A 22,573-nucleotide genomic window follows, 5' to 3' on the forward strand; every position below is an offset into this window, starting at 1 on the left:
AACTGAAGCCGACCCGCATCCTCGACATCGTGGCGAACGTGCTGATCGCCGCGCTCGTCGCGTGGATCGCCACCCGTGTGGCCTACGACAACTTCCCGCCGATCTCGATCTTCGCGGGCGCCTCGCTGTACCCGGTGGCCGCGATCGAAGCGGTGCTCGCTTTCGTCATCCGGGCGCGGGTCAACGACCACGAGATCGGGGACGGCCGCCACCAGTTGCATCCGATCACCGCTGCCCGCGCCGTCGCGTTGGCCAAGGCGTCGGCGCAGGTGGGTTCGATCGCCGCGGGCATCTGGCTCGGTTTCCTGTGCTGGGTCCTCCCGCAGCGTGGCACGCTGCGCGCGGCCGCCGCCGACAGCCCCGGTGCGATCGTCGGGATGCTGGCGGGCGTCGCTTTGGTTGCTGCGGCCCTGTGGCTGGAGTACTGCTGCCGGGCGCCGGAGGATCCCACCGACGATGCGGCAACTACGTAGCTAGTGTCCCGGCTCGAATCACAAAACGGAATCTGGGCTCTGCACGACCTATTGGCTACCCTGGCTGGCATGGTTTCACCCTCCCGTAGCAGCACTTCCCGTCGACAGCGGGAGGACGCGGGAAAATTATTCGTCGGTGTCTTGATCTTGCTCGGTCTGGTTGCCAGCGTTTTCCTGATCTTCAGTAACAGTGTCGAGTTCGTACGGGTAGGTCTGGTCGCGGCGCTGTGGGCCGCGGCAATCGGCGCTCTGGCTGCGACGAAGTACCGCAAAGAGGCGACGATCGACAAGGCGAAGGTCCGCGATCTGCAGACCGTCTACGAGTTGCAGCTGGAGCGGGAGGTCACCGCGCGGCGCGAGTACGAACTCGGCGTCGAGGCGCGGGTCCGCGAGGAAGTGGGCGCCGACGCGGCCGAACTCGCGGCCTTACGGGCGGAGCTCACGGTGCTGCGGCAGAGCCTGCAGCGGCTGTTCGACGGCGATCTGCCGACGGATCGCCCGGCATTGCGCGCCGACGCGACCCGGATCCAGGAGCTGACCAGCTCCGGGACCGAATCCGGGAACAATAGCTCCGCGAATGCCGGGATGTGGTCGGTCTTCGCCGACCAGCAACCGCGTAGCAGCATGACACCGATCTTCGAGCCCGACCATCCCGAGCCGCCGGTCTTCGCCAGCCCCTTCGACGATCCGGTCACCGCCGAGACCGCGGTCGTCTCCGTCGACGACGACGCCGAGCAGGACGACGCGGAGCAGGCACACCACGCCGAGCCGCGTGGCTGGGCGGATGCCTTCACCGAGACCGCGGACGAGCAGCGCGACGAGCCGCCCACCCGCCCCGCTACCCGCCCGCAGCCGACCCAGGAACCGCCCGCACGACCCGCGTCCGCGCCCGCGATGGGCACGCCGAGCGCGCGCAGGCGGCGCAGGGCCGAGAGCGACGACGAGACGCCGTCGCGCCGTCTCTCGGTCGCGGAAATCATGGCCAACCTGCAATCCGAGGAGCGCGAACGCCGGTGACCCGTGCCGGGCCGTGTCCCGGCACTGCGGCCTAGATCACGCGGGCACCCCGTGGCGGCGGTGAACCGCCTGCCGATATTCTCTTGGCGTACCGTCCGGTACCCGCATGGCGGGACTGGAACGACATCGAGAGGACAACGTTGACCTCGAGAAGCGTGAATTCCGACAACGCTGCTTCGGGCTACGACCCCGCGCCCGCACGCTTGACGGTGGGAATCGTCTCGGCGGGACGCGTGGGCTCGGCATTGGGCGCCGCACTCGAGCGGGCCGGACACGTCGTGTTCGGCGTCTGCGCGATCTCCGACGCCTCGGTGCGCCGTGCCAGGACCCGGCTGCCCGATTCGGAGATCCTGCCGATCGAGCAGGTGGCCGCCCGCAGTGAGCTGCTGCTGCTCGCCGTGCCCGACACCGAGCTCCCCGGCTTGGTCCGCGGCTTGGCAGGCGCCGGAGTGGTCCGGCCGGGCACCATCGTGGCGCACACCTCCGGCGCGAACGGCGTCGGCGTGCTCGCCCCCCTGGCCGAGGTCGGCGCCCTTCCGCTGGCCATCCACCCGGCGATGACCTTCACCGGTCACGACGAGGACGTGGCCCGGCTGGGCAACGCGTGCTTCGGTATCACCGCGGCCGACGAGGTCGGCTATGCCATCGCGCAGTCGCTGGTGATCGAAATGGGCGGCGAGCCGGTTCGCGTCCCGGAGCAGCACCGGCCGCTGTACCACGCCGCGCTCGCGCACGGCAGCAATCACCTGGTCACGGTGATCGTGGACGCGGTGGCCGCGTTGCGCGCCGCCCTGGCCGGCCCCGGCCTGATGGGACAGCAACTGGTCGACGAGCAGCCCAACGGCCTGGCCGAGCGTCTGCTCGCCCCGCTGGCGTCGGCGGCGCTGGACAACGCGTTGCGCCGCGGCCAAGCCGCGCTGACCGGCCCGGTCGCCCGCGGCGACGCCGACGCGGTAGCCGCGCACCTGGAGGCGCTGGCGTCGGTCGATGCCCGGCTGGCCGAGGCCTATCGCGCGCTGTCGCTGCGCACCGCTGAGCGGGCAGGCACCGCCCCCGCTGTAATCCAGCTGCTGGAAGGACGCTGATGTTCGACTCGAAATTGCGCGGTGCCTACCGGCCCGGCGTGCTGACCGTGCACCACGATCCGGCCGTACTCGGGGCGGTGTCCGCCGCCCTGCGCGGCGTCGGCCGCACCGTCGCGCTGGTGCCGACCATGGGCGCGCTGCACGAGGGGCACTTGGAGATCGTGCGGCTGGCCAAGCGGACCAACCAGGTCGTCATCGTGTCGATCTTCGTCAATCCCTTGCAGTTCGGGGCGAACGAAGACCTGGACAAATACCCCCGCACGCTGGACGCCGATGTCGAGCTGTTGCGCGCCGAGGGCGTCGAGCTGGTGTTCGCGCCGAGCGTGTCCGACATGTACCCGGATGGTCCGCGCACCACGGTGCACCCCGGTCCGCTCGGCGCGGAGCTGGAGGGGGCCAGCCGCCCGACCCATTTCGCGGGCATGCTCACCGTGGTCGCCAAACTGCTGCAGATCGCGCGGCCGACCGAGGCGTTCTTCGGTGAGAAGGATTATCAGCAGCTCACCCTGATCCGGCAGCTGGTCCGCGACCTGAATTTCGACGTGAAGATTACCCCGGTGGTCACCGTCCGTGAGCCCGACGGCCTGGCCCTGTCCTCGCGCAACCGCTACCTCGACCCCGTGCAGCGCGAATCCGCGCTGGCCCTGTCGGCCGCTCTGTCGGCGGGCAAACACGCGGGCGGCCTCGGCGGCGACGCGGTTCTCACGGCCGCCCGCCAGGTGCTCGACGCCGCGACCGGCGTGGACGTCGACTACCTGGAGCTGCGTTCGGCCACCCTGGGGCCCGCCCCGGCCACCGGCAACGCCAGGCTGCTGATCGCGGCCCGGGTCGGCGCGACCCGGCTGATCGACAACATCGCCGTCACGCTCGGTGCTCCGATCGACGGCCACCCCACCGTCGCCGGTTCGCGGCCCGCCGCGAACTCCTCCCAGCCTGTCGCGGCGGTGTCAGACCCCGCCGTCCTTCCTCCCGCGAACTAGAAAGGTTCGACGCAATGCTGCGCACCATGATGAAGTCGAAGATCCACCGGGCCACCGTGACGCACGCCGACTTGCACTACGTCGGCTCGGTCACCGTCGACCAGGACCTGCTCGACGCCGCCGACCTGCTGGAAGGCGAACAGGTCTGCATCGTGGACATCGACAACGGCGCCCGCCTGGAGACCTACGTCATCGCCGGTGAGCGGGGGTCCGGGGTGATCGGGATCAACGGCGCCGCGGCTCACCTGGTGCACCCGGGCGACCTCGTCATCCTGATCGCCTACGGCCAGCTGAACGAGCAGGAGATCGCCGAGTACGACCCCAAGGTCGTGTTCGTCGACGAGCGCAACCGCCCGGTCGAACTCGGCTCGGACCCGGCGCACGCGCCGGAGGGCTCGGGCCTGACCTCGCCCCGCTCGCTGTCGTTCGTCTGAGGAGCGGCGACCAGGACATGCTGCTGACCATCGATGTCCGCAACACGAGTATCGAACTCGGCCTGTTCTCCGGATCCGGGGAGCACTCGAAACTGGTGCGGCACTGGCGAATGCACACCAATCCGTTGCTGACCGCCGACGAATTCGCCATGCAGGTGCGCGGGCTGGTCGGCGCGCAACTGGACGAGGTGATCGGCGTCTCAGCGCTTTCCACGGTGCCGCCCGTGCTGCGCGAGTTGCGCGGCATGCTCGGCCAATACTGGGGCCACGTTCCGCACGTGTTGGTGGAACCCGGTGTGCGCACGGGGATTCCGCTGCTGGTGGACAATCCGAAAGAAGTCGGCGCGGACCGCATCGTCAATTGCCTGGCCGCGTACCAGCGCTATTCCGCGCCCGCGATCGTCGTCGATTTCGGCACGGCGATCTGCGTGGACCTGGTGTCGAAGAAGGGCGAGTTCCTGGGCGGGATCATCGCGCCGGGTGTGGAGATCTCCACCGAGGCCCTGGTGGAACGCAGTGCGCTGCGGCGGGCGGAGTTGACCAGGCCACGTTCGGTGCTGGGGAAGAACAGCATGGAATGTATGCAGTCCGGCGCGGTATTCGGTTTCGCCGGGCTGGTGGACGGCCTGATCGATCGCATTCGCGACGAGTTCGACGCCTTCGCGGGTGATGACGTCGCCGTGGTGGCGACCGGGGCGACCGCACCGCTGATCGTCCCGGAATCCGAAACGATCGACGACCACGATCCGCACCTCACGCTGACCGGTCTGCGACTCGTATACGAACGCAATCAGCGGCGCAAGGGAAGTGTCTGATATGCGCGGTGTCGGATTTGTCGCAGGCCGGGCACTTGTCGACACCGCGCTGTCTGCTGTTAAACTCCCTCCCGTGACCTTCTACGCGAGCACCCAGGAGTGTTGTCGAGGCTGACGTGCCTCGACCGATCGAGGCTGAGTTCCCGCCCTCGACCGTTACCTTCCTCCTGGAGATTCGCTGATGCGTTCTTCTGTCCTTTCCCTTTCTTCCGCGCGTACCGCGCTGTCGGCTACCCCGCCGGTGGAACGCTCGGTGGCGCCCGCCCTGCCCACCCGGCTGCGCCCGGCCGATCTGCTGCGGCTGACCGACGAGGGCGCCGAAGACGTGCTGGCCGGGCGATACGACCATTTGCTTCCCGCCGGGGGGAAATGGCCGGAAAACGAGCGCTGGGCGACCAGGCTGCTCACCGACGACGAGGTCGACGTCTGGCTGATCAGCTGGACGCCGGGCAAGTCGACCGAGCTGCACGACCACGCCGGATCGCTCGGCGCGCTCACCGTACTCAGCGGCGCGCTCACCGAATACCGTTGGAACGGAACGGAACTGCGTCGTCGCGTACTCGCGGCGGGTGATCAGGCCTCGTTCCCGATCGGCTGGGTGCACGACGTCATGCGGGCGCAGGCCGCCGTGCCGGGCGCCGTCGATTCCGCCGGTCCGCTCGATCCCACGCTGAGCGTGCACGCCTATTCCCCGCCGCTCACCGCCATGTCGTATTACGAGGTGACCGGGCACGGCACCCTGCGGCGCACCCGAACCGTCCTCACCGACCAGCCCGAAGGTGATATGTGATGACCCGTTTGACCATCGATCAGATGCTCGAGAACGCACGGGCCCGCCTCGACCGGATCTACGCCTTCGAATTGCCGGAAGCCGTCGAGCGCGGCGCCATTCTGGTGGATATCCGGCCGCAGGCGCAACGCGGGCGCGAGGGCACCTTGCCCGGCGCGCTGGTGATCGAGCGCAATGTCCTGGAATGGCGGCTGGACCCCACCAGTTCCGCCCGCCTGGCGCTGGCCGCGGATCACGACGTGGAATGGATCGTCGTCTGCTCCGAGGGATATACCTCCAGCCTGGCCGCTGCCGCGCTGCAGCAACTCGGGCTGCACCGGGCGACCGATCTGGTGGGCGGCTATCAGGCGTTGAAGGCGGCCGGTCTGTTGCACGTCGCCGTCGGGGCGCCGCACTTCGCGCGCGAGGCCGAAGCGCTCGCCTTGCTGTAATTCCCGCCGACACTTCCATCTCGAAATAGCCGGGCGCTCAGGTAGTTTCGCACACCACATGATGCGCACCGGCTATTTCGCGTCTGTACGACGCCGGTGCGGACGTCCCGGACGGGCCGTCGCATCGATACCGTTTCGTTACTCCGGGCCGGAGTCCGGGCGGCCCGCATAACGATTTCCGATGCACGCTAGGGTTGTTCGATGTGAGCACCCCGAACTCTGCATCTTCCAGCGCATCGACATCGGAATCGCGGCCCGCCGTGTCGCCGGCCGCCGACGATGCACCGGAGCAGATACGGATTCGCCGGGAGAAGCGGGAGCGGCTGCTCGCGGACGGTGGCGAGGCCTATCCCGTCGTCGTGCCGCGTACGCATACCCTGGCCGAAATTCGGGCCGCATATCCGGACCTCGCCGCGGACACGGCCACCGGGCTACAGGTGGGCGTCGCCGGGCGCGTCATATTCCTGCGTAATACCGGCAAGTTGTGTTTCGCGACACTGCAGGAGGGCGACGGTACCAAGCTGCAGGCGATGATCAGCCTGAACGGGGTCGGTACGGACGCCCTCGCCGCCTGGAAGGCCGACGTGGATCTCGGTGACTTCGTTTTCGTGCACGGTGAGGTCATCTCGTCGCGGACCGGGGAACTGAGCGTCATGGCCGATTCCTGGTTCATGGCGGCGAAGGCCCTGCGGCCGCTGCCGGTGGCGCACAAGGAGATGAACGAGGAATCACGGGTACGGCAGCGTTATGTCGACCTGATCGTGCGTCCGGAGGCCAGGGAAATGGCCCGCACCCGCATCGCCGTGGTGCGCGCGCTGCGCAACGCGCTGGAGCGCAGGGGCTTCCTGGAGGTGGAGACGCCGATGCTGCAGACGCTGCACGGCGGCGCGGCGGCCCGGCCGTTCGTCACCCATTCCAACGCCCTCGACATGGACCTGTTCCTGCGCATCGCGCCCGAGCTGTTCCTGAAGCGCTGCGTGGTCGGCGGCTTGGAGCGGGTCTTCGAGATCAACCGGAACTTCCGGAACGAGGGCGCGGACTCCACGCATTCCCCCGAGTTCGCGATGCTGGAGACATACCAGGCATACGGCACCTATGACGACTCGGCGGTGATGATCCGGGAATTGGTGCAGGAGGTGGCGGAGGAGGCGTTCGGCACGCAGGTGGTGACCCTGGCCGACGGCACCGAATACGATCTCCGCGGCGAGTGGGCCGTCGTCGAGATGTACCCTTCGCTGTCGGATGCGCTGGGTGTGCCGGTGACTCCGGAAACGTCGGTCGCCGAATTGCGCGCACTCGCGGATCGGGTCGGTCTGGAAATTCCGGAGGGCAAGGGCTACGGCCACGGGAAACTCGTCGAGGAACTCTGGGAACACCAGTATGGCGACAAGCTGTACGCGCCGACTTTCGTGCGCGACTTCCCGGTGGAGACATCCCCGTTGACCAGGCAGCATCGGAGTACGGCAGGGGTCACGGAGAAGTGGGATCTCTATGTGCGCGGCTTCGAGTTGGCCACGGGCTATTCGGAGTTGGTCGACCCGGTGATCCAGCGCGAGCGGTTCGTCGATCAGGCGCGGCTCGCCGCGCAGGGTGACGACGAGGCGATGGTGCTGGACGAGGACTTCCTCGCGGCGATGGAGCACGGCATGCCGCCGACGACCGGAACGGGTATGGGAATCGATCGGTTGTTGATGGCGCTCACGGGTTTGGGAATCCGAGAAACGATACTGTTCCCAATTGTGCGTCCGGTCACCCGGTGACCACTGGATTGCAAAGCAGCGACTCCGTCTTGGAATTTCCGGAATTCGGGGTATTCTTGCCTCGGGTAATCGGCCTAGTATGCGGGTCGCACGATTTCGAGAGGACGTTCATCTCATGGCAAAGAAGGTCACCGTTAGCCTGATCGACGATGTCGACGGTGAGTCCATCGCGGACGAGACCATCGAGTTTGCGATCGACGGTGTGTCGTACGAGATCGACCTGTCGTCGGCAAATGCGGCGAAGCTGCGCGACGGTTTGGAGGAGTGGGTTTCGAATGCGCGCCGGGTGAGCGGCCGGCGCCGGGTCAAGGCCGCCGCGGCCGCCGCGGGCACTCCGAAGAGCCGGGTCTCGATCGATCGGGAACAAAGCGCCGCAATTCGGGAGTGGGCGCGTCGGAATGGACACAAGGTGTCCGCACGGGGCCGCATCTCCGCCGACATCACCGACGCGTACAACAAGGCCGCGAAGGGATAGTTATTTTTCGGCCGCCGTCCCGGCGAATCGTGCGACGTCGGGGCGGCGGTCTTGTTTGTGATAGGGCTTCGATATGGCAACGAGACCGGATCACACGGTGGCCCGTCCCGGCGGATGAATCGATCTTGCTCGTGGTACCGGGACGGGGCACCATGGAAGCGTGCGACGGTCACTGGCGGTATGGAGAGGTGAGGTATCGGCGCAGTGACAGGATTCGTCGGATCATTCTTGCGGTTCACCGATGATGCCGGTCGGCAGCAGGAGTTCACGCTCACGCCGGATCGCGGCCGCGTCACCATCGGCCGCTCCCCGCATGCCGATCTCGCCCTGAGCTGGGACGCCGAGGTCTCCCGGCTGCACGCGGCGGTCGAATACCTGGGTGCGCACTGGACCATCGTGGACGACGGACTCTCCCGCAACGGCACCTTCGTCAACGGGGACCGGCTCGTCGGCCGCCGCAGGCTGATGGCGGGCGACGTCATCCGGGTCGGCACCTCGCGGGTGTCGTTTCACGACTTCGGCGGCGTCTCCGACGACATCACCCGTACCTCCACCGGCTCGATACCCACGGCGCGGTCGCTCACCGATACGCAGCGCTCGGTGCTGGTCGCACTGTGCAGGCCGTACAAGCACGGCGCGGGTTTCGCCACGCCCGCCTCCAATCAGCAGATCGCCGAGGAGCTGTTCCTCAGCGTCGACGCGATCAAGACGCACCTGCGTGCCCTGTTCGCCAAGTTCGGGGTGGAGGATCTGCCGCAGAACCAGAAGCGGGTGCGATTGGCGGGACTGGCCATGCAGAGTGGGCTCATTTCCGATCGGGACCTGTGAGACCTCCACCGTAGACGCTCGCTTAGCGCATCGAGCTTCTCGGCCATGGAGAGTCCGGGCGGTAGCGGCTTGACTCGGAGGTACCCGGGCCGGAGCGACGACTCCGGCGGGTTTTCCGAGCAGGAGGAACTCATGACCGCCACACGTCTCGCCGCCCTGGTGTTCGCCACGCTGGCGACGGGCCTGATCGCGGGCCTTTTCTACGCGTACGCCAATTCGGTGATGCCCGCGCTGGCCCGCACCGACGATCGCGCCATGATCGACGTGATGCAGAAGATCAACGTGGTGATCATCAATCCTTGGTTCATGATGGCGTTCCTCGGCACGGTGGGGTTCACCGTCCTGGCGGCGGCGCTGCACCTGGGCCGGGAGCACCGGAGCACGCTGATCTGGATCGTGCTCGCGCTGGTGCTCAACGTTATCGCCTTCGGGGTCACCTCCGGGTTGAACGTCCCGCTCAACGACCAGCTGGCCGCCGCGGGCGACCCTGGCTCGATCGCCGACCTCGCCGCGGTGCGCGCCGATTTCGAAGCGGCCTGGGTTCGGTGGAACATCGCGCGCGGCGTCTTCCACACGCTGGCCTTCCTGGCGCTGTGCGGTGCGCTGTTCGTCGCGGGCATCCAGCAGGGCAAGGCCTCCGCGGCGGCGCCGGGCCGGGCGGCGGCAGGCCAGTACGTCGCGCCTGCCTTCGGTCAGAGCTAGATTCCGCAACGACCCGCCGGAATCTCCTCCGTCTGGGCCACTTCGTGCGGTAGCTTCCCCGGAAGACGAGACCGGACCGGGAGGCTATCGTGCGGCGTGTCCCAGGCTTTTCGTTGCTCTTCGTTCTGCTCACAGCGGTGTGCGCCACCGCGGGCGCGGCACACGCGCAGGAGCGATATCCGGTCGACTACAACTTCTTCGCGGGCATCCCCGCCGAGCTGTCCCACCCGGGCGGTTCGCTGCCCGGCACCAACGACTGGTCCTGCCGGCCCGGCTCCGAGCATCCGAATCCCGTGGTTCTCGTGCACGGCACGGGTGGTGGCGCACAGACGAACTGGGGCGTGTATGCGCCGTTGCTGGCCAACGAGGGTTACTGCGTGTACTCGTCCACCTTCGGCGCCTACAACCTGCCGTGGCCCGCGTCGGCCATCGGCGGCATGCTTCCGATCGAGCAGAGCTCGGCCCAGCTCGCCGCTTTCGTGGACCGGGTACGGACCGCGACCGGCGCGGGCAAGGTCGACCTGATCGGCCATTCCCAGGGCAACTTCATCGGCAATTACTACGTCAAGCGGCTCGGCGGCGCTGCCAAGGTGGACAAGATGGTCGGGCTCGCCCCGCCCTGGCTCGGCTCGAACGCGGGCGGCATGGCGGACCTGAACGAGTTCGGCACCCGGCTGGGCCTCGGCCCGCTCTTCGACGCCGTGGCAGGCTCGCCGTGCATGGCCTGCCGCCAGGTGCTGCAAGGGTCGGAGTTCGTGCGCACGCTCAACGCGGACGGCGTCTACCACCCCGACGTGGCCTACACGAACATCGCGACCGAGCTGGACGAGCTGGTGGTGCCGTACACCTCCGGATTGGTGACCGGGCCCCGGGTGACCAACATCGTGGTTCAGGACGGGTGCTCGACGGACTACTCTGGTCATACGGGCATAGCGGGCAGCAAGAGGGCCGCGACCTACGTACTCAACGCGCTCGATCCCGCGCATCAACGCCCGGTGCCCTGCGGTGTCGCCGACCCGTACACGGGGTAGGCAGCCGAGGTCCGACGTGTGCGGCGGAGATCCGGTCGGCGGACGATTTGTTCGCTGAGGGCAAAACCCGGCCGGAACGAATCCCGCGGCGCCCACGTTGTGAGTGAATGACCGTGCTGTCGCCGGTCGGCAATAGGGTGGACCGGCGGCGGTGGCATCCCCCGCCAACTAGAGTGGAGGCGGGGGCCGCAACCCCCGGGCTTCATGGCAGGCTGACGCCCACGGTTGTTGTACACAGCACACTGCGGCGTCTGTTGCCAGAATGTCGGAGCAGGAGAGTGAGGGAGCGATGTTCGAGAGGTTCACCGACCGCGCGAGGCGTGTCGTTGTCCTGGCCCAGGAAGAGGCCCGGATGCTCAACCACAACTACATCGGCACCGAGCACATCCTGCTGGGGCTGATTCACGAGGGTGAGGGCGTCGCGGCCAAGTCGCTGGAGTCGCTCGGCATTTCGCTGGAAGGCGTGCGCAGCCAGGTGGAGGAGATCATCGGCCAGGGCCAGCAGGCCCCGTCCGGTCACATCCCGTTCACCCCGCGCGCCAAGAAGGTGCTGGAGCTGAGCCTTCGGGAAGCGCTGCAGCTCGGTCACAACTACATCGGCACCGAGCACATCCTGCTCGGCCTCATCCGTGAGGGCGAGGGCGTGGCGGCCCAGGTGCTGGTGAAGCTGGGCGCCGATCTCAATCGTGTGCGCCAGCAGGTCATCCAGTTGCTGTCCGGGTATCAGGGCAAGGAGCCGGTGGAGTCCGGTTCGCGCGGTGAGGCGGGCACCCCGTCCACCTCGCTGGTGCTCGACCAGTTCGGTCGCAACCTGACCCAGGCCGCGCTCGAAGGCAAGCTCGACCCGGTCATCGGCCGCTCGAAGGAGATCGAGCGCGTCATGCAGGTGCTCAGCCGTCGCACCAAGAACAACCCGGTGCTGATCGGCGAGCCGGGCGTCGGCAAGACCGCCGTTGTCGAGGGGCTCGCGCAGGCCATCGTCAACGGCGAGGTCCCCGAGACGCTCAAGGACAAGCAGCTCTACACCCTCGACCTGGGCTCCTTGGTCGCGGGCAGCCGCTACCGCGGTGACTTCGAAGAGCGCCTGAAGAAGGTGCTCAAGGAGATCAACACCCGCGGCGACATCATCCTGTTCATCGACGAGCTGCACACGCTGGTCGGTGCGGGAGCCGCCGAGGGCGCCATCGACGCGGCCTCGATCCTGAAGCCGAAGCTGGCCCGCGGCGAGCTCCAGACCATCGGCGCGACCACCCTCGACGAGTACCGCAAGTACATCGAGAAGGACGCCGCCCTCGAGCGCCGGTTCCAGCCGGTGCAGGTGGGCGAGCCGACGGTCGAGCACACCATCAACATCCTCAAGGGTCTGCGCGACCGCTACGAGGCGCACCACCGCGTCTCCATCACCGATGGCGCGCTGGTGGCCGCGGCCACCCTGGCCGACCGCTACATCAACGACCGGTTCCTGCCGGACAAGGCGATCGACCTGATCGATGAGGCGGGCGCGCGCATGCGCATCCGTCGCATGACCGCTCCGCCGGACCTGCGCGAATTCGACGACAAGATCGCCGAGGCGCGCCGGGAGAAGGAGTCCGCGATCGACGCGCAGGACTTCGAGAAGGCCGCGCGGCTGCGCGACAAGGAGAAGCAGCTCGTCGCCAAGCGGGCCGAGCGGGAGAAGCAGTGGCGCTCGGGTGATCTGGACGTCGTGGCCGAGGTCGACGACGAGCAGATCGCCGAGGTGCTGGCGAACTGGACCGGTATCCCGGTGTTCAAGCTCACCGAGGAGGAGACCACCCGTCTGCTCCGCATGGAGGACGAGCTGCACAAGCGGATCATCGGCCAGGAGGACGCGGTCAAGGCGGTCTCCAAGGCGATCCGCCGCACCCGTGCCGGCCTGAAGGACCCGAAGCGTCCGTCCGGTTCGTTCATCTTCGCCGGTCCGTCCGGTGTCGGTAAGACCGAGCTGTCCAAGGCGCTGGCGAACTTCCTGTTCGGCGACGACGACGCGCTCATCCAGATCGACATGGGCGAGTTCCACGACCGCTTCACCGCCTCGCGGCTGTTCGGTGCCCCTCCGGGCTACGTCGGCTACGAGGAGGGCGGCCAGCTCACCGAGAAGGTGCGCCGCAAGCCGTTCTCGGTCGTGCTGTTCGACGAGATCGAGAAGGCCCACCAGGAGATCTACAACACGCTGTTGCAGGTTCTGGAAGACGGTCGCCTCACCGACGGCCAGGGCCGGACCGTGGACTTCAAGAACACGGTGCTGATCTTCACCTCGAACCTCGGCACGTCCGACATCTCGAAGGCGGTCGGCCTGGGCTTCACGCAGTCCAACGCCGAGGGCTCGAACTACGAGCGGATGAAGCTCAAGGTCAACGACGAGCTGAAGAAGCACTTCCGGCCCGAGTTCCTCAACCGCATCGACGACGTGATCGTCTTCCACCAGCTCACCACCGACCAGATCGTCGAGATGGTGGACCTGATGATCAACCGCGTCGCCACGCAGCTGAAGAACAAGGACATGGCGATCGAGCTCACCGAGAACGCCAAGAACCTGCTGGCCAAGCGTGGCTTCGACCCCGTGCTCGGTGCCCGGCCGCTGCGCCGCACCATTCAGCGCGAGATCGAGGACCAGCTCTCGGAGAAGATCCTCTTCGGCGAGATCGGCCCCGGCCAGACCATCTCGGTCGACGTCGAGGGCTGGAACGGCGAGGGCTCCGGCGAGGACGCCAAGTTCACCTTCTCCGGTAAGGCGAAGCTGACCAAGGCGCAGACCGAAGAGAAGCCGGAAGTCGTGCTGACCGGCGCGACCGAGGGCTCCACCGAGGCTGCCTCGGGCGAGTAAGTCGTAATCGAAAAGCCCGTGCCCACCGTATGACGGTGGGCACGGGCTTTTCGTATTCCGGCGGTGGCGCCGGATCAGGAACACCGGCCGCCGAAATGGGCGAGGACGGGGGCGAAGTCGTCGGCGAGTTCGCCGGGCACGATCACCTCATCGATGCCGTACTTCTCCCTGCGGCGCTCGAGCATCTCGGCGGCGGCCGACGGGTCCGCCGGGATCACGCCCGCCGCACCCGCGTCCGCGAGCGCCTGCGCGGTCAGGCCGAGCTTCTTCGAGGTCCAGATCGGCAGCCGCTGACCGATGCCGACCAGCTGATGGGTGAAGCGCAGGGGGCGATCGGCGCCGTCCCGCGCCGTGCGGACCAGCTCGGTCAGTTCCGCCTCCGTGGCGGCGGGCCCCGCGGCGAGCAGAATGCGGTCGGCGAATTCCGCCGCGGTCGCCAGCATCCGGGGGCCGTTGGCGGCGATCACGACCGGCGGGGCCGGGGCCACCTGAGCGCGTACGGCGGCGATGGTGGCGACCAGGTGGGCGCGGCGTTGCGCGGCCGAGCCCAGGATGCCCCCAGCCACTGGGCCTCGGCGGCGGCGTCCGGGCGTCCCGAGCCGATCCCGAGTTCGAAACGTCCGTCCGACAGCAGTTGCAGGGCCGCGGTCTCCCGCGCGGTGGCTGCGGGGGAGCGCAGCGGTGCGGCCAGGACGTTCGGGCGCAGCCGAATGGTGGTGGTGACGGCGGCCGCCGCGGCGAGGGCCGGGAACGGTGAGGGGGTGAACCGGGTGTCGGGCAGCAGGAGGGTCCGGTAACCCTGCCGTTCGGCGGCGGCCGCCTCGCGCGCCCAGTCGGCTCCCGAACGCGGGGTGAGAACGATTCCGAAGGTCATGCTCATGGGTGGGGATCTCCCGATCGTGAAGTTTCCGCTCGCGCGGTGGACGGCTGGTCGTTAGCGCTTGACGCGCCGCGGTAAGGGGTGCCATCCGCCGTCGTAGTGGTCGGCCAGGAAACTCACGGCCTCGGGGTGAGTGAAAATATTCATGCCGAAAGCCTGCGCCGAAGGGGATGGCGGGGGCATCGGTCGCGCGTCGACACTCTGAATACGCCTCGATGCGTACCTTCGGAGGCGCGGGTGATGGCCGCGCACTAATTTACTAGTTATTTGCTGACTGTCATTCAGTCCGCGAAATGTGGTTCGCTGAAAAATTGCCGCAGGTTGATTTCGAGCAGGGTTCGCTGTCTTGACAGGGCGTCGTGGTGCGACGCGACGAGCGAGAAATTATTCGCTATGGCTACAGAAGGTCCGGCTCTTACGTCGGCAGCGGTATGAAGAATGCGGGGCGGACCGATGCGGTGCTGCGATGCCTGGCGATAGCCAGGACATGGAGAGCGACCCGGAGACCGCGGTCAGTGCTGTCGACCGAGAGCGGCTCACTGCCAGCCGGGGCGGACGAGCCCGGATTCATACGCCATGACCACCAGCTGGGTGCGGTCCCTGGCGTGCAGTTTGGCGAGGATGCGGCTGACATGCGTGCGGGCGGTGGCGGGGCTCATGTAGAGGCGTTCACCGATTTCGGCATTGGTGAGGCCCTCGGCGACCAGGGTCATCACTTCGCGTTCCCGGTCGGTGAGTTCGGCGAGGGTCGCCGGTGGCGGCGTCTTGGCACGCACGGAGAATTCCGCGATCAGTGTGCGGGTGACGCCGGGGGACAGCAGTGCGTCACCCGTGGCGACCACGCGGACCGCACGAACCAGATCGGCCGGTTCGGTGTGCTTGACCAGGAAGCCGGTCGCGCCGGAGCGCAGAGCCTCGAAGACGTACTCGTCGAGCTCGAAGGTGGTCAGCACGACGACGCGCACTTCGGCCAGTCGGGGATCCTCGGCGATCATGCGGGTGGCGGCCAAGCCGTCCAGAATGGGCATGCGGATATCCATCAGGACCACGTCGGGGCGCAGGCTCCGGGTCATGCGCACGGCCTGCTCGCCGTTGTCCGCCTCGCCCACCACTTCGATGCCGTCCTGGGCCTCCAGCAACGCGACGAAACCCCCGCGCACCAGTGCCTGGTCGTCGGCCACCAGCACTCGGATGCTGCCGGACGGGGCGTCCGCGCGGGCTGGATCGTGGTGCTCGTGCATCGCGTCTCCTCTGCCGTGGGGCCGCGTGGTCCCGTCAGCGCTGCCCGCGACCGGCCGAGGTGCTCGGTCGGGCGGCCGCATCGCCGGGGCGGCCGGGCTTCGCGGGTGACTCGGTCTCGCTCGGTCGGGGGGTACTCGCGGTGCCCGTGGCCGTCGGTTCCACTGCCCCGGTACTCGTCGGCGAGGTGCCCGACCCCCCGGCACTCTGCTCCGGCGCACCCGTTGCCGTGGCGTCCGGCGCCGGGCCTCGGCCGGTCGAGGCGCTGCCCGTCGGCCTGCTCCCTGTCGCGGCGTCCTGTTCCGGCGCGCCCGATGCCATGCTGTCCTGCGTCGGCGTTCTCCTTGTCGAGGCGCTATGCGTCGACGTTCTGGTCGCATCGGTGTCGTGTTCCGGCGTGCTGCTGCTCCGCGCCGGTCTGCTCGCCGCCGTGGCGCCGGGTGTGGACGTGCTCGATGCACGAGGGCCCTGCTCCGGCACGTCCGAAGCCATGCCGCTCCGCGACGGTTTTCTCGCTGTCGAGGGGTGGGGCGATGTGCTCCCGGTAGCCGGGTTACGTTCCGGCGCCGCTGCTGCCGTCGAGCCGGCCTGCGCACCGGGTTCGGGCGCACGCGTGGGTAACCGGGCCGCGACCCGGAAACCGCCGCTGGGGCGTGGACCGGCGGTGAGAGCGCCGCCGAGTGCGTGGGTGCGCTCGCGCATGCCGATGATGCCGTTGCCGCCGCCGGTGCCGGAACGCGCGGGGGTACTGGTGGGGCGGGTGTTGTCGACGGTGATGTCGACCGAGTCCGGGGTGTAGCGGACGGTCACCGTGGCGTCGGCGCCCGGGGCGTGCCGGAGCACGTTCGTCAGTGACTCCTGGACGATCCGCGCCGCCGCCACGTCGATCACGCTGGGCAGCTGTTGCGGGGTGCCGAGCACTCGGGTGCCGACCGTCAGGCCGGTGGTGCGCGGACGCAGCAGCAGATCGTCCAGGTCGCTGATGCTCGGAGCGGGCGCACGAGGTGCGGGAGGCGGCTCGGCCGCTGTCGCCGAAGCCTGCTCGAGGTCGTCGTCGCGATTCGAATCCTGCTCGGCCGCAGCGGAATTGCGGTCTTTGCGGGCGGCGCGGCGAGGCCGTCGGCGACCGGTCTCCTCCGCGTCGGCCGTGGACGGTTGCTCGTCGGGCGCGGCGGTGGCGGTTCCGGAGCGGATCGTGTGCAGGAGCGCGTGCACCTCGGCGAGTGCGTCGCGACTGGCGTTCTTGATCGCCGTGAGCGCTGTTTCCGCCTGCTCCGGACGTTTGTCGAGCAATTCCAGCGCCACCGAGGATTGCACGTTGATCATCGACAGACTGTGCGCCAGCACGTCGTGCAACTCGCGCGCGATGGCGAGGCGCTCCTCGCTGGCGCGCCGCTCGCGCTGCGCTTCCTCGTCCCGGCGCGCTGACTCGGCGCGCTGCCTGCGGGCGACGAGGACGGCCTTGCGCTGCCGGATTCCTTCGGCCACCAGCAGCAGTATCGTCAGCCACGCCATCAGCGCGAAGACCTGCCACAGGTTGGCGGGGTGACCAAGCTGCGCGGGCAGCGGCCAGACCAGCGCCAGATACCCGAGCGGGACGAGCGGGTAAGTCCACCACCGTGATCCGCTGCTCGCGGCGGTCAAGAAGGCGACGACCAGCGAGACGAAGATCGGCCCGTACCCGTAGCCGCGCAGGAAATAGGCGAGACACACGGCGAGGACGACGATCAGCACGGGCAGCGGCTGCGCCCGGCGCCGGATCAGCGCCGCGGGACCGGCCAGCAGCAGCAGGTAACCGAGCACGTCGAGCGAGTGCACCCCGGTCTGCCGCATGTTCGCGAAGGTGCCCCCGACCACCTGAACCGCGGCCACGACGAGCGCGACTCCCCAGTCCAAGCCGACCGAGCTTCGATCCGTAATCCCTGCCACCCGCACCCACGTAGCCTATGCGGCTCGGTCACGATTCGACGTCCGCCTGGCAACGTATTTCGGGAGAATTGCACCGATTCGGCAATTCGCCGCACCGTGAGCGGTCGGCCGTCGTCCTGGTTACGTATGCCGACCATCGCCCGGCGGCGGATGTCCGCACCGGGGGCGGCGGCGGATTCTCGGTGCATGACAGATTCGATCGTGGTCACCCGAGGGCTGACCAAGCGCTACGGCCAGCACACCGCTGTCGACGATGTGAGCATGACCGTCGCGTCCGGCGAGATCTACGGCTTTCTCGGCCCGAACGGCGCGGGTAAGACCACCACCCTGCGCATGTTGGCCGGGCTGATCCGTCCCACCGAGGGCACGGCCACCGTCGCGGGGCATCGTCCCGGCGATCCCGCGGTGGTTCGCCGGGTCGGCGTGCTCATAGAAGGTCCCGGCTTCTACCCCTACCTCTCCGGCCGGGACAACCTGCGCGTGCTCGCCGAGTATCGCGGGCTCGGCCGGCCGGAGGTCGACGGCGCGCTCGAACGAGTCGGGCTGGCGGGCCGCGGCGAGGACAAGTACCGCACCTACTCGCTCGGCATGAAACAGCGCCTCGGTGTGGGCGCCGCCTTGCTCGGCAGCCCCGACCTGCTCGTTCTGGACGAGCCGACCAATGGCCTCGATCCCGCCGGAATGGCCGAGATGCGGGAGCTGATCACCGCTTTGGCGGCCGAGGGGCACACGGTACTGCTGTCGAGCCACATGCTCAGTGAAGTCCAGGCGATTTGCGACCGGGTCGGCGTGATCTCGCAGGGCAGGCTGCTCACCGAAGCGACGGTCGCGCAGTTGCGCGGAGGTTCGGCACTGGTGCTGCGGGCCGACCCGCTGGAGGTGGCCCTGCCCGCGGTGCGACGGCTGGTGGGCGAACGTTCGGCGCTGCTGACCGCGAGCGGTATCCGGATCGAGTCGGACGCCGTCACCGCGCCCGCCGTTGCGCGTGCGGTCGTGGCGTCGGGAGCGGACCTGCTCGAACTACGGGTCGAAGAGAAGTCCCTGGAGGAAGTGTTCTTCGAGATGACGCGATGGGAGGCCGCGCGATGAACGGCACGCCGATCCGCGATCTGGTCGCGAGTACGAAAGCCGAAACGCTGCGACTGCGGAAGTGGCCCGCGTTCTGGATCCTTCTCGGCACGTGGCTTCTGCTGAATCTCACGTTCGCCTATCTGTTCAACTATCTGGCCTACACCTCGGGGGAATCGAGCCGGATGTCCAACGGACTGCCCCGCGAGGCGTTGCTGCGACAGATGTTGCCGGCCGCGGTGCCCGAAGTGTTCACCCAAGGGATGGCCATGTTCGGCGGCGCGCTGATGCTCATCCTCGGCGCCCTGGCCGTCGGCAGCGGATACGGCTGGGGGACCTGGAAGACCGTATTCACCCAGGGGCCTTCGCGGGTGCAGGCGGTCGCCGCCGTGGTGGTGAGTCTCGCCGGCGTGGTGGTGGCGTTGGTGTGCACGGCGTTCGTGGTAGACCTCTCCGTCGCCGCGCTGATCGCGGCTTTCCAGTCGCAGTCGCTCGCGCTGCCGGGGCTGGGCCGGTCGATGCTCGGAATCCTCACCGGCGTACTGATTCTCGGTATGTGGACGCTGGCGGGCGCGCTGATCGGTGCGGTCGCCCGTGGGCCCGCGCTCGCGGTGGGGCTCGGCTTGGTCTGGGTGCTGGTGGTGGAGAACCTGTTGCGCGGCGTCGCCGCGATCTTCGCGCCGATCGAGGTGATCACCGATCATCTGCCCGGCACCGCCGCGGGATCGCTGGTGGGGGCGATGCGCACCGTGGACGGGCCCGCCACGCCCGGTGTGTCGCAGGTGCTTTCGCGGTCCGAATCGGTGGTCGTGCTGGTCGTCTACGTGGTGCTGTTCGCGGCCTGCACGATCTGGCTGATGCGCGAACGCGACCTGGTGTGAGTTACCAGAGGGGTGAAACCGCTGGTGGGCGCGGTCCACCGGCGGTTTCCGCCGCCGGCATGCTCACCCGGCCCCCAGAACGGTTTCCGCGATCACCCGAAGCGCGCCGGTGATCTGTTCGGAAGTCAAGCCGCGTTCGCGCTGCTGCCGATAGACCTCGGCGGCCAAGGGTGCGAGGAGCGGGTCGACCATCGCGTCCGGCTCGCGAAACCCCGCCGCCGACAACAGGGCTCGCACGTGTGCGTACCAGAATCCGTAAGCCCCGGTGGCGAAGCGAGCTCCGCCGATCTCGGCGCCGAGCACGAGATGCGCGTGCGCGTCCAGCAATTCGACCATCGCGGAGTAGAACGCGGCCAGCCGCTGCGCCGCGGGAGCTCCGGGGCCGAGCGGCGGCGGACCGGAGAGCAGTTTCGCTTGCAGTGCCCGCTCGTGTTCGTCCAGCAGGGCCACCGCGACCGAGTTGGTGTCCGGATAACGCCGATACAGGGTGCCTCGGCCGACACCGGCGGCCTTCGCGATGTCGTCCATCGTGACCGTGCGGGGGTCGCGGGTGGCGAACAATTCCGCGGCGGCGGCGAGCACTTTGGCCCGGTTGCGGGCAGCATCCGCTCGTTCGGGCGCCGCCGACCGGCCCGGCATGGCACCGGCGAGCAGGTCGGATCGGGGTTCCATGCCGCGACTCTAGCCGATCCGGCAACAACTGGACAATATGTCCGGATAGCTCCTATGGTGGAGGTCGATGAAATCGGACGTTGTGTCCACTTATTCGGAGGTTGGATCATGAGCACGCTGTTGCACCTCGACGCCAGCGCCCGGCGGCAGTCGATCAGCCGGGAGCTGAGCGCGGCATTCGCCGACGCGTGGCGCGCACGCCATCCGGATGGTGGCTACCGCTACCGCGACCTCGCGGCCGAGCCGGTGCCGTTCATCGGGGCGGCGTGGACCGAGCTGTGCGACGCCGTGCTCGCCCTGCCGAGCACCGACCCGGAACGGCTCGGTGAATTGGTGCGGACCCCGGAGCAGGCCGCCGCGTGGAAGATCATCGAGCCGCTACTGGCCGAATTGCTCGCGGCGGACGTGATCCTGATCGGCACCCCGATGTACAACTACTCGATCCCGGCTTCGCTCAAAGCATGGCTGGACCAGGTGACCTTTCCGCGCATGTCGCTGGGGCACCGAAGGTTCGTCGTGGCGAGCGCCCGCGGCGGCGCATACTCCCCGGGCGCTCCGAAAGCGGCCTACGACTATCAGGAGCGCTTCCTGCGCGACTTCTTCGCGGGTCATTTCGCCGTGTCCGACACCGTGTTCGTGCATGCGGAATTAGCCAACTCCCGCCAAGACCCGGCTTTGGCACACAGGCGCGCCGAGCACGACACGTCCTACGCCCGCGCTACGGCCGCCGTGCGCGCTCTGGCCGGGGAGTACTGAGGTGAACTGGGTAGTTCTCGCCGTCGCCGGGCTGGTGGAGATCGTCTGGTCGCAGAGCATCAAACCGACCGAGAATTTCACCAGACTCGTTCCGACGCTGGTCTGCGTCGTTCTCGGTGTCACGGCCGTGTACCTGCTGTCGCGCGCCATGCAGACGTTGCCGGTCGGCACCGCCTACGCGGTGTTCACCGGCATCGGCGCGCTCGGCGCGATCACCCTCGGCATCGTGGTCCACAAGGACCCGCTCAGCGCGGGCCGGCTCCTGGCGCTCGCGTTGATCCTCGGCGGCATCGTGCTGGCCAGAGTCACGAACCCGGAGTGAGGCCATCGTCGACGGCGCGGAATCGCCTGAGCGTCCGTGGTTTACCGGCGGGGAGTGCGCGGTGCGCCGCGGCGAACGCGATCGGCGAACCGGTGGGCCGGGGCGTGTCCGCCGGGGTAGGTTTCGTGCTGAATCGTCAAACGATCATCGGCGAAAGGACCGTGATGCCCACACGTACCGCGCGTACCGCCTGGACCGGCACCCTTCAGGAGGGTTCGGGACAGGTCGAACTGGCCAGTTCAGGGGTCGGTAAGTACGACGTGTCGTTCCCCAAGCGTTCCGCCGAGGAGGCCGACGGCACCACCAGTCCGGAGGAACTGATCGCGGCCGCGCACTCCTCCTGCTACGCGATGGCGCTGTCGGCGCAGATCGGCAACGCGGGCGGGACCCCGGAGAACCTGGACGTCACCGCCGACGTGACCCTCGGTCCCGACCCGGCGGGCGGCTTCCGGATCACCGGGATCGCGCTGACCGTCCGCGGTCGCGTCTCGGGCATCGACGCCGACGCCTTCCAGGCCGCCGCCGAGGCCGCCAAGGCGGGCTGCCCCGTCAGCAAGGCCCTCGCCGGCGTCGACCACATCACCCTGGACGCGGCTCTCGCCTAGTGCCACCGCTTCGCGCCCCGCATCCTCGACGGAAGCGGGGCGCGAAACGCGCGTGTCAGCGCTTGCGAAAGTAGTGGCGGGCGTGGCGGGTGTAGAGCGCGGGGACGGCGACCAGCACGGCGAAGACGTGGACGGTGCGGAGGGCGGCCAGTAGCAGGGATGCGGGACCGGCGTCCCGGACGAGGTCGCGCAGTTCGTTCGCCGACATGGCCGCGGCGAGCGGCTCGATGATCAGTGACAACAGGCCGAACCCGCCGATGCCGACGGTGATCAGCAGGCGGGCCCAGCGGTCGCCGTAGGTCATGCGCACCGCGACGACCAGCACCAGAACGTAGATCGCCGTGCGCACCACCGACCCGGTGGCCAGGCTCGCCGTGTCGGTTCCCGGGAAGGCCCGGACGGCCCGCATGATGGCCTCGGCGGCGCCCGCGAGCACAGCGACGGTCAGAGCGACGAACGCGACGCGGACGGCGCGCGGCGGGCCGGCGGAATGGACGCGCGGCGATACGGGCCAGACGGAAAAGGCAGTGCCGGTCATGGGACCGACACTGCCTC

At 68.4% G+C, this 22,573-nt stretch carries 25 protein-coding genes; 19 read left to right on the forward strand and 6 right to left on the reverse strand.

Annotated elements, in window-relative coordinates:
• The first annotated feature begins 2 nt into the window (after nt 1–2).
• The 14 genes from NG1_RS25025 (at nt 3) to NG1_RS25090 (ending at nt 13,666) form a co-directional block, all read left to right on the forward strand.
• A complete protein-coding gene (locus NG1_RS25025; protein ID WP_040864667.1) occupies nt 3–473 on the forward strand; it encodes a DUF3180 domain-containing protein in 471 nt (156 codons plus the stop codon).
• A gap of 69 nt (nt 474–542) precedes the next feature.
• Nucleotides 543–1,490 (forward strand): DUF6779 domain-containing protein, encoded by a 948-nt coding sequence (locus NG1_RS25030; RefSeq protein ID WP_063910427.1) that lies wholly within the window; start codon nt 543–545, stop codon nt 1,488–1,490.
• Between the two features lie 155 nt (nt 1,491–1,645).
• The gene (locus tag NG1_RS25035) at nt 1,646–2,575 is read left to right on the forward strand and encodes a Rossmann-like and DUF2520 domain-containing protein (RefSeq protein WP_062974706.1); all 930 of its coding nucleotides are present in this window, start codon (nt 1,646–1,648) and stop codon (nt 2,573–2,575) included.
• Nucleotides 2,575–3,555 (forward strand): pantoate--beta-alanine ligase, encoded by a 981-nt coding sequence (panC, locus tag NG1_RS25040; RefSeq protein ID WP_062974709.1) that lies wholly within the window; start codon nt 2,575–2,577, stop codon nt 3,553–3,555. The genes NG1_RS25035 and panC overlap by 1 nt, the downstream gene beginning before the upstream one ends.
• A gap of 14 nt (nt 3,556–3,569) precedes the next feature.
• Nucleotides 3,570–3,989, forward strand: a complete 420-nt coding sequence (gene panD / locus NG1_RS25045; protein ID WP_040773236.1) for an aspartate 1-decarboxylase — start codon at nt 3,570–3,572, stop codon at nt 3,987–3,989.
• A gap of 17 nt (nt 3,990–4,006) precedes the next feature.
• Complete coding sequence (locus tag NG1_RS25050; RefSeq protein WP_040864536.1) at nt 4,007–4,804, forward strand: type III pantothenate kinase; 798 nt, start codon at nt 4,007–4,009, stop codon at nt 4,802–4,804.
• A gap of 181 nt (nt 4,805–4,985) precedes the next feature.
• On the forward strand, nt 4,986–5,594 hold the full coding sequence (locus NG1_RS25055; RefSeq protein ID WP_084499173.1) for a cysteine dioxygenase: 609 nt from the start codon (nt 4,986–4,988) through the stop codon (nt 5,592–5,594).
• Nucleotides 5,595–5,602: 8 nt separating this feature from the next.
• On the forward strand, nt 5,603–6,025 hold the full coding sequence (locus NG1_RS25060; protein WP_062974757.1) for a rhodanese-like domain-containing protein: 423 nt from the start codon (nt 5,603–5,605) through the stop codon (nt 6,023–6,025).
• Nucleotides 6,026–6,285: 260 nt separating this feature from the next.
• Complete coding sequence (lysS, locus tag NG1_RS25065; protein WP_062974713.1) at nt 6,286–7,785, forward strand: lysine--tRNA ligase; 1,500 nt, start codon at nt 6,286–6,288, stop codon at nt 7,783–7,785.
• A gap of 115 nt (nt 7,786–7,900) precedes the next feature.
• The gene (locus tag NG1_RS25070) at nt 7,901–8,260 is read left to right on the forward strand and encodes a histone-like nucleoid-structuring protein Lsr2 (protein ID WP_040864538.1); all 360 of its coding nucleotides are present in this window, start codon (nt 7,901–7,903) and stop codon (nt 8,258–8,260) included.
• A gap of 228 nt (nt 8,261–8,488) precedes the next feature.
• Entirely contained in the window at nt 8,489–9,088 is a 600-nt protein-coding gene (locus tag NG1_RS25075; protein ID WP_062974759.1) for an FHA domain-containing protein, read from the forward strand.
• Between the two features lie 132 nt (nt 9,089–9,220).
• On the forward strand, nt 9,221–9,790 hold the full coding sequence (locus tag NG1_RS25080) for an anthrone oxygenase family protein (protein ID WP_062974715.1): 570 nt from the start codon (nt 9,221–9,223) through the stop codon (nt 9,788–9,790).
• Nucleotides 9,791–9,879: 89 nt separating this feature from the next.
• Nucleotides 9,880–10,821 carry an esterase/lipase family protein gene (locus NG1_RS25085; RefSeq protein ID WP_062974717.1) on the forward strand — a complete coding sequence of 314 codons (942 nt, stop codon included), beginning with the start codon at nt 9,880–9,882 and terminating at the stop codon, nt 10,819–10,821.
• Nucleotides 10,822–11,110: 289 nt separating this feature from the next.
• Nucleotides 11,111–13,666: an ATP-dependent Clp protease ATP-binding subunit gene (locus tag NG1_RS25090; RefSeq protein WP_040864541.1), complete on the forward strand. Its 2,556-nt coding sequence runs from the start codon at nt 11,111–11,113 to the stop codon at nt 13,664–13,666.
• Nucleotides 13,667–13,740: 74 nt separating this feature from the next.
• On the opposite strand, the gene NG1_RS38510 is transcribed toward NG1_RS25090, so the two are convergent.
• The 4 genes from NG1_RS38510 to NG1_RS25105 form a co-directional block, all read right to left on the reverse strand.
• The gene (locus tag NG1_RS38510; RefSeq protein WP_245660038.1) at nt 13,741–14,232 is read right to left on the reverse strand and encodes an LLM class oxidoreductase; all 492 of its coding nucleotides are present in this window, start codon (nt 14,230–14,232) and stop codon (nt 13,741–13,743) included.
• Entirely contained in the window at nt 14,130–14,546 is a 417-nt protein-coding gene (locus NG1_RS38515; protein ID WP_245660039.1) for an LLM class flavin-dependent oxidoreductase, read from the reverse strand. The genes NG1_RS38510 and NG1_RS38515 overlap by 103 nt, the downstream gene beginning before the upstream one ends.
• Before the next feature lie 536 nt (nt 14,547–15,082).
• The gene (locus NG1_RS25100; RefSeq protein WP_062974761.1) at nt 15,083–15,787 is read right to left on the reverse strand and encodes a response regulator; all 705 of its coding nucleotides are present in this window, start codon (nt 15,785–15,787) and stop codon (nt 15,083–15,085) included.
• 34 nt (nt 15,788–15,821) lie between these two features.
• Complete coding sequence (locus tag NG1_RS25105) at nt 15,822–17,720, reverse strand: histidine kinase (RefSeq protein ID WP_245660040.1); 1,899 nt, start codon at nt 17,718–17,720, stop codon at nt 15,822–15,824.
• A gap of 180 nt (nt 17,721–17,900) precedes the next feature.
• On the opposite strand from NG1_RS25105, the gene NG1_RS25110 reads away from it, so the two are divergent.
• Nucleotides 17,901–18,803 (forward strand): ABC transporter ATP-binding protein, encoded by a 903-nt coding sequence (locus NG1_RS25110; protein ID WP_062974764.1) that lies wholly within the window; start codon nt 17,901–17,903, stop codon nt 18,801–18,803.
• Nucleotides 18,800–19,663, forward strand: coding sequence for an ABC transporter permease subunit (locus NG1_RS25115; protein ID WP_062974762.1), 864 nt, complete (start codon nt 18,800–18,802; stop codon nt 19,661–19,663). Before NG1_RS25110 ends, NG1_RS25115 begins: the two co-directional genes overlap by 4 nt.
• A gap of 63 nt (nt 19,664–19,726) precedes the next feature.
• Here the strand turns inward: NG1_RS25115 and NG1_RS25120 are convergent, their stop codons facing one another.
• Nucleotides 19,727–20,335, reverse strand: coding sequence for a TetR/AcrR family transcriptional regulator (locus NG1_RS25120; RefSeq protein WP_062974718.1), 609 nt, complete (start codon nt 20,333–20,335; stop codon nt 19,727–19,729).
• A 108-nt stretch (nt 20,336–20,443) separates the two neighbouring features.
• Between NG1_RS25120 and NG1_RS25125 the strand changes: the two genes are divergently transcribed.
• The 3 genes from NG1_RS25125 to NG1_RS25135 all read left to right on the forward strand — a co-directional run bounded on the left by NG1_RS25125 (nt 20,444) and on the right by NG1_RS25135 (nt 22,018).
• Nucleotides 20,444–21,091, forward strand: coding sequence for an FMN-dependent NADH-azoreductase (locus NG1_RS25125; protein ID WP_062974719.1), 648 nt, complete (start codon nt 20,444–20,446; stop codon nt 21,089–21,091).
• Nucleotide 21,092: 1 nt separating this feature from the next.
• On the forward strand, nt 21,093–21,413 hold the full coding sequence (locus NG1_RS25130) for a DMT family transporter (protein WP_062974721.1): 321 nt from the start codon (nt 21,093–21,095) through the stop codon (nt 21,411–21,413).
• Between the two features lie 164 nt (nt 21,414–21,577).
• The gene (locus NG1_RS25135; protein ID WP_040864676.1) at nt 21,578–22,018 is read left to right on the forward strand and encodes an OsmC family peroxiredoxin; all 441 of its coding nucleotides are present in this window, start codon (nt 21,578–21,580) and stop codon (nt 22,016–22,018) included.
• Nucleotides 22,019–22,073: 55 nt separating this feature from the next.
• On the opposite strand, the gene NG1_RS25140 is transcribed toward NG1_RS25135, so the two are convergent.
• Entirely contained in the window at nt 22,074–22,556 is a 483-nt protein-coding gene (locus NG1_RS25140) for a hypothetical protein (RefSeq protein ID WP_062974723.1), read from the reverse strand.
• Nucleotides 22,557–22,573 lie beyond the last annotated feature (17 nt).

Origin of the sequence: Nocardia gamkensis NBRC 108242 (assembly GCF_001612985.1) — a bacterium.
Lineage (GTDB): Bacteria > Actinomycetota > Actinomycetes > Mycobacteriales > Mycobacteriaceae > Nocardia > Nocardia gamkensis.